General features: G+C 54.5%; 10 protein-coding genes. 3 read left to right on the top strand and 7 right to left on the bottom strand.

Features of this window, described 5'->3' with window-relative positions:
* Positions 1–119: 119 nt before the first annotated feature.
* The 5 genes from TX82_RS07660 to TX82_RS15195 form a co-directional block, all read right to left on the bottom strand.
* Positions 120–1067 (bottom strand): GGDEF domain-containing response regulator, encoded by a 948-nt coding sequence (locus TX82_RS07660; RefSeq protein ID WP_187291934.1) that lies wholly within the window; start codon positions 1065–1067, stop codon positions 120–122.
* 178 nt (positions 1068–1245) lie between these two features.
* On the bottom strand, positions 1246–2352 hold the full coding sequence (locus tag TX82_RS07655) for an HD domain-containing phosphohydrolase (RefSeq protein WP_005008972.1): 1107 nt from the start codon (positions 2350–2352) through the stop codon (positions 1246–1248).
* A gap of 272 nt (positions 2353–2624) precedes the next feature.
* Complete coding sequence (locus TX82_RS16980) at positions 2625–3755, bottom strand: ATP-binding protein (protein ID WP_005008971.1); 1131 nt, start codon at positions 3753–3755, stop codon at positions 2625–2627.
* Between the two features lie 280 nt (positions 3756–4035).
* Positions 4036–5400 (bottom strand): sigma-54-dependent transcriptional regulator, encoded by a 1365-nt coding sequence (locus tag TX82_RS07645; RefSeq protein ID WP_005008969.1) that lies wholly within the window; start codon positions 5398–5400, stop codon positions 4036–4038.
* A gap of 26 nt (positions 5401–5426) precedes the next feature.
* On the bottom strand, positions 5427–6644 hold the full coding sequence (locus TX82_RS15195; RefSeq protein WP_005008967.1) for a hybrid sensor histidine kinase/response regulator: 1218 nt from the start codon (positions 6642–6644) through the stop codon (positions 5427–5429).
* Positions 6645–6779: 135 nt separating this feature from the next.
* Here TX82_RS15195 and ggt point away from each other — a divergent pair, with 135 nt between their 5' ends.
* Positions 6780–8510 carry a gamma-glutamyltransferase gene (ggt, locus tag TX82_RS07635; RefSeq protein WP_005008966.1) on the top strand — a complete coding sequence of 577 codons (1731 nt, stop codon included), beginning with the start codon at positions 6780–6782 and terminating at the stop codon, positions 8508–8510.
* A 36-nt stretch (positions 8511–8546) separates the two neighbouring features.
* Here the strand turns inward: ggt and TX82_RS07630 are convergent, their stop codons facing one another.
* Positions 8547–8810 (bottom strand): hypothetical protein, encoded by a 264-nt coding sequence (locus tag TX82_RS07630; protein WP_005008964.1) that lies wholly within the window; start codon positions 8808–8810, stop codon positions 8547–8549.
* A gap of 215 nt (positions 8811–9025) precedes the next feature.
* Between TX82_RS07630 and TX82_RS07625 the strand changes: the two genes are divergently transcribed.
* Positions 9026–9646: an MBL fold metallo-hydrolase gene (locus TX82_RS07625; RefSeq protein ID WP_005008960.1), complete on the top strand. Its 621-nt coding sequence runs from the start codon at positions 9026–9028 to the stop codon at positions 9644–9646.
* Positions 9647–9655: 9 nt separating this feature from the next.
* Here TX82_RS07625 and TX82_RS07620 read toward each other — a convergent pair whose 3' ends face one another.
* The gene (locus TX82_RS07620; RefSeq protein WP_005008958.1) at positions 9656–10585 is read right to left on the bottom strand and encodes an NmrA family NAD(P)-binding protein; all 930 of its coding nucleotides are present in this window, start codon (positions 10583–10585) and stop codon (positions 9656–9658) included.
* Between the two features lie 248 nt (positions 10586–10833).
* Between TX82_RS07620 and TX82_RS16520 the strand changes: the two genes are divergently transcribed.
* The coding region (locus tag TX82_RS16520) for a hypothetical protein (protein WP_222822984.1) at positions 10834–11209 on the top strand (376 nt) is incomplete at its 3' end.

Genomic DNA, 11209 nt, shown 5'->3' with positions numbered 1-11209 from the left:
AGACAATTTCGCATGGACTATTTCTTCCGCTTTTTTCATAGCAGCACATCTGGTTCAACCCGTCTTGAAACGGAATGACGCTTCTTGCCCGTCGAAGGCTTCCTGGACTGAAACAATCCTTATCCGCTTTCCACGGGAGCAAAACAAATCTGGTTCGTACCGCCCCTTACCGCCTGGTCCAGCTGATGTTCGGTATTTTCTATAGCCTGTTTGAGCCGCACCTCCAACTCGGTGGCTGTGCCAATCGGATACTGGCACATTCCAAAACTCATGGAAACGGCCATATCCTGCGATCCAATACGAAACAGGGAGTTCTTCAGAATGGTCTGGAACTTGCGCGCCACCACCACCGCTCCCTCCAGCCGCGTGCCCGGAAGCAACACTATAAACCGTTGAGGATTCCATTGCCCGATGGCATCCAGGATTCGGCTGTGACTGTTCAGCTTTTCTCCCAGGTCCGACAGCAGATGATCCAGATCCTCTTTCTTTTCACGGGAAAACTTCTCCTGCCATTCATCGATATGGCCCATCATTAAAGTGAACGGCACCTGAATCCGCTGGTAGCGAATGCCTTCCCACCGGTATAACTCCAACAGCAGGTCCCGGTCCAGAACTCCCGGCGTCCTCTTGGCACCGAGTTTTTGCGACATTTCCTTGATCAACAGCTTTTTCTCGCGCTGAAGCTGCTGGATTCGCAATTGGTTCTGGGCTCGGGCCAGCACCTCGTCCTGTCGAAACGGCTTGGTGATGTAATCGGCACCGCCCGACAGGTAACAATTATCGATTTCCTCAATGCTGGTCTGGCCCAGCAGAAAAATAATGGGAATGTCCGCAGTGACTGGGTTGGATTTCAGCTGCCTGCTCAGCTCGAAGCTGTCTGTCCCTTCGAGGTGCGCATCCAGCAGAATGAGGTCAGGTAGAGAACGGGAAAGGATTTCAGGGACCCGATTTCCGGCGGAAGTAGCGAAAATAACGTAATCTTCCTTCTCCAGCATCCCTCTCAGGATATCGATGTTGGAGGGAATGTCATCCACAATCAGAATATTCATTCCGAAATGACTTTTCATTCCACCGTCCATCTTCACCCTTGGAAGAAACTGGATCAAACACCGTGGACTATTCACTTCCACAAGCGAACCACGCACTAAAAACGGACCCTTGTTTCACCTTCTGCCTGCGAAGGATTTCTTCCGGGCCATCGTTCAAACCCCACGAACTTTAAATCAACCGGTCCGCCGACCGATATTACGAGTTGGTGAGGAACTTTTCCAGATCCGGAAACTGGTCCGGCGTGTCCACATATTGATTTTTGATTTCTTTGACTTCCGGCAAAATGGTTTTGAATTTTTCAACCAGGTGGGGGTCGAAATGCTGCCCGGAACATTTATCCAATTCCTCAACGGCCTCCTCCACCGTCCAGGCTTTTTTGTAAGGCCGGTCGGAAGTGAGGGCGTCGAACACATCGGCAATGGCAACGATCCGGCCTTCCACAGGAATTTCTTCCCCCTTCGTCCCTGATGGATAGCCAGACCCGTCCCATTTCTCGTGGTGCGTGAGGGCGATGCTCTCCGCCATCTTCATCATTTCCGAACTGGACCCGGAAAGGATTTCCGCACCGATTGTGGTGTGGGTTTTCATCACTTCCCATTCTTCCGGTGTGAGCCGCCCCGGTTTCAGCAGTATGCGGTCGGGGATGCCGATTTTGCCGATGTCGTGCATGGGACTCGCATTCAGGATCAGGTCGCATTCTTCCGCAGTCATGCCTATGGACTCCGCCAGCAGCGCGGAGAACTTGCTCATCCGAATGACGTGCATGCCGGTTTCATTGTCCCGGTACTCCGCCGCGCGGCCGAGCCGCTGGATCACCTCGAGACGGGTGTCAACCAGCTGTTGGGTCCGTTCCTGAATTTTCTGGTCGAGAACCTGGTTCTGCTCGCGAACCTGGTTATGCAGCAGCCGCACGTCCAGCATGTTCTTGATGCGGGCCAGCGCCTCGATCACGTTGAACGGCTTGGTGATGAAATCCATCGCACCCGCCAGAAGGGCGCGAACCCGAATGTCGTTGCTGTTATTGGCCGTGAGGATCAAAATCGGAGGGGGATTGACCTCGCGCTCGTAAACCTGTATTTCCTTCAAAAACTGAAAACCATCCATCCCCGGCATGTTCAGGTCCAGCAAAACAAGGTCCGGACCCCATTCCTGATATTTCTTCAAACCCTCGTGGGGGTCCGTGCATACGTTGATGGAACTGTATCCCCTCTGGTGGAGCATTTGCTCCAACAGCTTCACGTTAGACACCTCATCGTCCACTATCAAAATCTTGCCGTCGAGAATATCGTCTTCGGTCAACATAACAGGCCACGTATCCTTGTAGTTTTACTCAGTTTAAGCAGAACCAATGAAAATCTCTACCGCAGACACCTGATATTATTCTCGCATGAAATTCCGCTTATATTAATCCGAAACCTATCCCCTGCCCAGTTTCTTCTTTATGCCAATCTCCCTTTTTACAACAAAATTCGAATAACCGAATAAAATTTTCAGAGAAACAAACAATGTAGTTAGGTACATTTATGGAATGATAGCAGATTATTCCATCTTCAAAAAAGGTCCGGAGGGTGGTTTTAAATTCCAGCACCCTCCTTTACCTCGGCCTGACCGGGAAAGGTGAGGATCACAGTCGTGCCCTCCCCCTTTTCCGCCAGCGCGGATATCTTTCCCCCCATTTCCGTCACGATCCGCTGACATACGGTCAAACCCAGCCCCGAACCCAGGCGTTCCCCCGCCGGGCCCAGTTGCACAAACGGTTCAAAAATTCGGTCCGAATCCTTGTTATCGAATCCGATTCCGTTGTCTTTCACCAGAATGTGCCACACCCCGCTTCCTCCCTGAAAACTGTCCACAGTGATCGCGAGCGGACATTGCTTTTTGCGAAAAGCCACTGCGTTGGCAATCAAATGCCGGAACAACAGATAGAATTTTTCCGGGTCTCCCTCCACCACCGGCAGGTAACCCACCTCCATCCGGTTGGGAGGAGATTGCAGTAAATCGGAAACCTCCACCGCCACCCGCGAGACAACCTGATCCAAAGCCACCTTCATCCGGAGCGGTCCGGAATTGGGTACCAATGCTTCGTTCAAGCCCATCTCGGTCAAAAGCCGTGTCAGGTCACCCGCCGTCCGCTCCAGCTCCTGCACTTTGGCCATCCCCTCCCGGTCCCCATTTTTTTCAAAATTCCTCAGTGCCTGGTAACTCAGGACCACCATCTCCCCGACCGGTCCCGGAAGGTGGCGTTGCACCCGGTCCATCAGCATTTCAAATTGTTTTTCGCCGGCAATTGAACCGTTTTGCCTGGCGTGTGAACTGGATCGTTTTGGTTCCCTTGGAAAAATCGTATGCACCACCATGAGAACACCTTCATGTGTCATGGCCCGCAACCCGATTTCAGCATCAAAAAACTTCCCGCCGAGACCTGCCATTTTCAGATCCAGGGTCCTCGAAGAAGCCTTCGTTTTAACCTGCCGGTCCAGAACTTCGTGATACGCACTCAGGTGCCCGGGTTCCAAGAATTCATCCATCAAATGGTGGTCGATCGGTTCATGGAGGAATCCCAGCATTTCTCCCGCCCGGCTGTTCGCCCAAATCACCATGCCCGTGGCATTGGTGCAGACCACACCCTGAGGACAGGCCTCCAACACATCTCTCAAGAATTCGCCTGTCACTTCCAGGGTGCCGTTCGCTTGCCAGGAATTCATTTTGGTTTCCTTTATAGTGTTGGGAGGGGAAGAAAAAAGGGTCCGCCTCAACTCACTCTTACAAAGCAAATTGCATGCCACCGACCATAAATAAAAATAACTTCATATATTACTTATGGTTACAAGAAGTAAAGGGTCTCAAACCGGATGCCGTTCAGGGGGTTGATTTCACGGATTCCGGATTTCTTTCTGGGTTTCGGGCCACACCGGACAGGAGACGGATTTTTTTATCGGGGCGCATAAAGGCAGGAATGCGGATAGGAAAAGGTGTTCGGGGCGGTTACTGGTAGTCTTTTCGGTTCAAACCGAAAATTTTTATTTTGTCATAAAGCGTTTGTTTCGGAATCTGCAGGACCTCCTGCGCTTTTTTAAGGTCTCCCTTCTGCCGGACCAGTTCCTGTTCAATCAGGTTCCGTTCAAAATTTGCGACCTGCTCTTTAAACGTCAAATTGAGTGTGTCCGGGTTGGAGTCGTGAGGACCGTCGGACGTCAACAGCGAGGATTCGAGGTCGAGATTGAGGCCGAGCACGAATTTTTCCGCCTCGTTGCGCAACTCACGCACATTGCCCTCCCACTGCCGGCTCAACAGGCGCTGGATCGTTTCCTTGGACGGCGCAGGGGCCTGTATATTGTAGCGGACACAGGCTTCCAGAACAAAATGCTGGAACAGGACGGGGATGTCTTCCTTGCGGTCACGGAGAGCGGGCAGTTCGATCTGCACCACGTTCAACCGGTAATACAGATCCTTGCGGAACTTGTTTTCCGCGTACGCCTGCCTCAGGTCTTCCTTGGTGGCGGCGATCACGCGCACGTCCACGTTGACCGGATCGTTGGACCCCACACGCAGGATGTAACGGTCCTGCAGAACATGCAACAGCTTGACCTGCAGGTGCAGCGGCATGCTTTCGATTTCATCCAGAAACACCGTGCCGCCCTGGGCGTGCTCGAATTTACCCACGCGCCGCTTGCTGGCACCGGTGAACGATCCCGCCTCGTGCCCGAACAGTTCGCTTTCTATGATGGCTTCCGGGATGGCGCCACAGTTGATGGCAACAAAGTGATTGCCGGCGCGCTTGCTCTGATCGTGAAGACAACGGGCGACAAGGTCTTTGCCCGCTCCGGTTTCACCCAGCAGGAGAACGTCCACATCGCAGTCGGCGATATTCTCCACGGTTTGCCTCAATTTTTCAATAGCGGGAGATTTGCCGATGATCTGAGCCTTGCCGCGGCTGCCCTCGCGGGAAGCTTTCAATTCGCGCACTTCCATCACCAGCCGTCGTTTTTCCAGCGCCCGGTGAAGCACGTCCATGAAGCGGTCCGTTTCGAACGGTTTTTCCAGAAAATCGTAAGCCCCGTCATGGATGGCTTTCACCGCCATCGGAACGTCCCCCTGACCGGTCATCAACACCACGGGAAGATCCGCATCCATTTCGCGGATGGCCGCCAGCAGGTCCAGCCCGTTCATGCCGGGCATCATCATGTCGGTGATGACGATACCCGGCCAGGCCGGGGACAACAGATCCAACGCCTTTTCGGCGGAATCCCGGGCTTCGACTTCAAACCCGCGTTGGTTCAACTGATGTGAGTAGGCGCGACGAACGATTTCCTCATCATCCACAATCAGGATCTTGTTGACCGTTTCCATAAAGCTTCAAATTTCTCCATAATCACTCAGCCCGGTTTCTCGTTTTTCCCGGCAACCGGACCGTTCTGGGATACGGGGAACTTGAGGGTGAACCGGGTCCCCTGTCCCGGCGTGCTGTCGCACTCGATGGTTCCTCCATGTTTCTGTACGATGCCGTAACTGACCGAAAGCCCCAGCCCGGTTCCCTTCACCTCCGACTTGGTGGTGTAAAACGGCTCGAAGATTTTAGGAATGGCCTCCTTCTCGATGCCGCAACCCGTGTCTTCGATTTCAACGGTAACGTGCTTGCCGTCGGTGGCAGTGTTTATGTGGATTGTGCCGTTCTCTTGGTGGATGGCCTCTTCGGCATTCTGCAGGAGGTTCAACGCCACCTGCTTGACCTGGTCCTCCACACCCAGCACCGGAGGCAACTCGTCAGCATACTTCTTGACGATCTTGATTTTTTTCGACTGAAAGTTTTTCATCGCAAGGGCCATCATGTCATCGAAAACCTGGTGCATGTCCAACGGCACGGACTTTCCCGTGGAAGGACGATAAAACTGCTTGAGTCGCGTGGCCAGGTCCATCACCCGCGTCGTCTCCCGCACGGCCAGGTCGGCCAGGCTTTTCAAATCTTCGTTGAGTTGCGTCCCGTCCTGAATCTGTTCCAGAATATTGCGCACACCCAGCAAGGGATTGTTGATCTCGTGCGCTATGGAAGCGGCCAGCTTGCCCACGGCGGAAAGCTTTTCCACGTGCATCAGTTGCTGGTGGTAGGCGATCATCGCCGCCGTCCGTTCCCGCACCTTTTCTTCCAGAATCTCGTTCTGCTTGCGGATCTGGTTGTGGAGCCGGCGCACTTCCAGGATATTGCGGATGCGGGAACAGATTTCCGAGATGTCGAACGGTTTGTTCACATAGTCGCGGGCGCCCATGCGAAGGGCCCGGAGGCGGGTGTTGAGGTCGGCCTGTGCGGTCAGCACCAGCACCGGAAGATACGATTCCTTTTCGATTTCCTTCAACTGCTCCATGATCTCGAAGCCGTCGATCTCCGGCATGTTCAGATCGAGGAGGACCAGGTCCGGCTGGAACGACTGGTATTTGGGGATGGCCTTGCGGGGATCGGTGATGGATTGAAAATTGGCATAACCTTCATGCTGAAGTACTTTTTCCAATAGCTGGACGTTCGTCAATTCGTCGTCCACAATCAAAATTTTCGACGCCATGATGTCTTCTGCTGTGACCACGCCTGCTCCCATCTTCATCCATTGGCCAAGTTCTTTCCATTTTAATCATTTTTCCGATTATTGAAAGTGTTTCCACGGGTCCGACCGGGTTGCGTTAAAATCAATGGCGAGGATTGCGATTCAACGGAAACCCCAACTCGGGAGCCCAACCTTATGCGACTTGCCAGATTCACTTGCACCGTTATAGCAGGACTGCTGGTGCTCGCGCTTCCTCTCTCCACCGAAGCGCAGTTGAAAAACATCTATTCCCAGCGCGACCGGTTTCACCCGGAAGTGGGCCATCGCGGCATGGTGGTCAGCCAGGAAAAAACTGCGAGTGCCATTGGAGTGGAGATTCTTAAGAAGGGCGGCAACGCGGTGGACGCGGCCGTCGCCATTGGATTCGCGCTCGCGGTCACCCTTCCGCGCGCCGGGAACATAGGTGGCGGCGGGTTCATGATGGTACACCTCGCCAAAACCGGGGAAACGGTGATCATCGATTACCGGGAAAAAGCACCTGCCCAGGCCCACTCCGACATGTACCTGAACCCGGACGGCACGGTGAACCGCCGCCTGCTGGAAGCACACCGCCTTTCCGCCGGTATTCCAGGCACGGTGGCCGGACTTTGGATGGCGCATCAAAAATACGGCTCACTTCCCTGGAAAGACCTCGTCACACCTGCCATCAAGCTTGCCGACCGCGGCATCTTCATCAACTACGATCACGTCTTCACCATCACCAAGGGAAAGAAACGGCTGAAAGCGTTCGAGGCCACGCGCAAGATGTTTTTCAAACCCGACGGTTCGATGTACAAGCTGGGAGAAAAAATCGTGTTTGAAGACCTCGCGCATTCCCTGAAACTCATCGCGGAGGAGGGTCCCTCGGCTTTTTACGAAGGGGAAATCGCACAAAAAATCGTGGCGGACATGCAGGCGAACGGCGGCATCATCACCCTGGAGGACTTAAAGAATTACAGTCCCGTCATGCGTGAACCCGTTCGCGGAACCTACCGCGGGCATGAGATTGTCAGCATGCCGCCGCCCAGTGCGGGGGGCATCCAGATCATCCAGATCCTCAATATCCTCGAACACTACCCCCTGCAGGAATACGGTTCCAACACCGCGCAGACCCTGCACCTGATCGCCGAGGCCATGCGCCGATCGTTTGCCGACCGAAGCCAGTACCTGGGTGATGCCGATTACTGGCCGGTCCCCGTGAAAACACTCATTTCCAAGGAATACGCAACCAAACTGAGCCGGGACATCGACACCGAACACGCCACACCGTCCGAAAAAGTGAAGCCGGGCGAATTCATGAACAAGGAAAGCGACGAGACCACGCACTTTTCTGTGATGGACGAAGGAGGCAACGTGGTGGCCAACACGTATACGCTGAACTTCAGCTTCGGCTCGGGCATCGTGGTGCCGGGCACCGGCATCCTGCTCAACAATGAAATGGACGACTTCTCGGCCAAGGTCGGGGCCAGGAACGCTTACGGCCTCCTGGGCGGGGATGCCAATTCCGTCCAGCCCGGAAAAAAACCGCTCAGTTCCATGTGCCCGACCATCGTGTTCAAAAACGGCAAGCCGCTCCTGGCCACCGGAAGTCCCGGCGGGCCGCGACTGACCACAGCAACGCTCCAGGTGCTGATCAACGTGATGGACTTTGGCATGAACATCGCCGCCGCCACCAACGCGCCGCGCATCCATCACCAATGGGTGCCTGACAGGCTTCGCGTGGAAAAGGGAATGAGCCAGGACACCATCGACATCCTGAAAAGCATGGGCCACGACGTGCGTGTGACCAACACCATCGGCTCCACACAGACGGTCATGCGCAAGGGCAAATATTTTTACGGAGCGGCCGACCCGCGCCGGCCCGGAGCGGGCGCAAAAGGATACTGAACACTCAGGCAGGTAAGTGGAAGTTGCGGGAAAAACTCAAATCCAGTCGTCGAGGTCGAACTGCACCTGGCATTCGGGGCTGCGCATGTCCATGTAAAGATCGGCCTGGTCGAACTGGGTGGTGAATTGTTTCAGGTGATCACAGGTCAACCCGGCTTCTTCGATTTTTTCCTGGTTCTTCTTCATTTCCTCAAGGCTTCCAAACTCCAGCACCACGGTGAAGCCGGTGGCCGCCTTGAAGCGCAGGATGTGCCGCTGGTTTGCGGACTCCGGTGTAGGGCTTTCCTGGTTCTCACTCATAAAAATCTATTCCTTAATAAAGCATACCCCCGCCGCAGGTCTGAAAGACGGTCAGAAGTTTGCGGGTTGGGAGAAAACAACAATTCGTTCTACAATACACCTGACAGAAACAAGTCTAGTACAGGTGCCCGAACCACCACAACGTTTATAATCCCGTGCTCTCAAAGGAGGCGGGGAATCTTTCGGGCGAAATCGCATACCAGGAGGAGGGCAGCATGTCCGCATTGCAAGAACTGGCTCCGGGCCTGTACCGCTGGTCCGAGTTTTCAGATGAAAAACAACTCAACTTCAACGGCTACTACCTGGCCCATGGCGGCGAGGCGGTGCTGATCGATCCGCCGGAACTGGACGGCGACGCCCTGCACATGCTGAAGGACACCGTCGCCCGCACCGGAGGCAACCCGTTGAAAGCCATCCTTCTCACCAATGTACACCACGACCGCGCCAGCCAGCGGCTGAAGGACGTCTTTCAAGTACCCATCCACATTCATGAACAGGACAAGCCTCTATTGGAGTTTTCACCTGACGCCACCTTCAGAAATGGCGATACCCTGCCCTGCGGCCTGCAGGTGATTCACCTGCAGAACCAGAAATCCCCGGGCGAGTGCGCCCTTTTTCAAAAGGAAAAGAAATGGTTGTTTGTGGGCGACGCGCTGATCGGGAAGGTAGCGGGTGAGGTCAACCAACTGCCGCCGGATAAATTTGACGACATCACGAAAGCCAAGGAAGGTTTGAAGGTGCTGTTGAATTATGAGTTCGAGGATCTTCTGCTCGGCGACGGCGAGCCCATCCGCGGCAACGCGCGCCAGACGCTGGATGTGTTCTTCACTGATTGAGGGCGCTTCTTAAACCGGACCAAACAACTCGATTTCACGGAGGGCATATTCAATGGACGCCACCATGCCCATCGGCTTGATATCGGGGAATACCGTCTCCGCGTGGTGTTCGGTGACCACCGTCGGGCTTTTGATGCTTTCGATCAATTTGCGCCCCACACGGGCATAGACCGGGGTCACCAGCGCCAGCCACAGGCTGGAAAGGTACGGTGTCAGCACCGGTACCGGAATCAGCATGCGCCACAGTTTCCGCTGGCGCGAGTACTCGGCGATCAGCTCCTTGTAAGACACCTGATCGGCACCCCCGATCTGGAAAATTTCGTTTTCTTGTGTGGGCAGGTCCACCGCCTGTACCAGATACAGAACCAGATCGCAAATGCAAATGGGCTGGGCTTTCACCCGGACCCAGCGCGGCATGATCATGATGGGCAGACGTTCCGACAAGGCCCGGATCATCTCAAACGATAAACTGCCCCGGCCCAGCACGATGGACGCCTGAAACTCGATGACCTGGACTCCGGACGCGCGAAGCGTGTCGCCTACGGCTTTGCGGGAACGCAGATGCGGGGACAGGCTGCTGCCTTCGCCACGGGCCAGGCCGCCCAGGTATATGATGCGCTTCACTCCCGCTTTTTTGGCAGCGGCTCCAAAGTTCTCCGCGGCGCGCCGCTCTTTTTCCTCAAAGTCTGTTTTTTCGTCCAGACTGTGCGCCAGATAGAAGGCGATGTCGATGCCTTCCAACGCTTTCGGCAGGGTGGCGGGTTGAAGGAGGTCGCCCCGGATCAGTTCCACGTCGTGGAAGGAGGATTTCTTTTTCTCGACCCGCGACCGGGTGAGGCAGCGAATGCGGTGGTTTTTTTCGCACAGGCGGGGGACCAGTCGACTGCCCACGTAGCCCGTACCCCCGACCACAAGTATGCTTTTACGACTGCCCTCCATGTTTTCCCCCCTGACCCAATAATGTCTAAAGTTTAAACCAATTGAATAATTTTGAGGAAGGAATTAGCAAAAATCACCCCACATTTTCGGGCACTTAACTACTACCCAAATAATAGTGATACGCAGACCGGGTGTTTCCCTCAGTCAAACCCTCCTCAACCTTACCCCATTTCAAATCTGATTTTCGCACTGGTACGGCTTTAATGGGTTTCCACCTTCATGGACGTGGATTCCGAAGGAGAGTTGTTTTGAACCCATTTTGGGGGCGTTCTTCGGGTCCATTTAAAAAGATTTCGTTTTTCCGCACAGTAAAAGTCACGGTAGGCCTGAACCGCATTTTTTTGTTTGTAACGGTCCGGCATGGCTTGCGCAAACGGGGTGAGGCCAACATCGGCAATCGGCGGCAGGGGCAGGGACGAAATGAGGTCCCACGAACGATGATTGGTCTTTTTGTCAAAACGGAAACGGTACTCGCGGTTCAGGGCTTCCGCCAACTGACGCAACCATCGCCAGTTCGCAAGCGATGCGCGGGTCCAGAGCGTGCAGGGATGATTGAGGTGAACGACCTGGTACCCCTGGTTCAAACCATTTACCCGGAGTGCGGTGCTCAGCATCTGGGCGGAC

This window comes from Nitrospina gracilis 3/211, assembly GCF_000341545.2.
GTDB classification, from domain to species: domain Bacteria; phylum Nitrospinota; class Nitrospinia; order Nitrospinales; family Nitrospinaceae; genus Nitrospina; species Nitrospina gracilis.
This window is presented reverse-complemented; position numbering and strand designations above follow the sequence as displayed.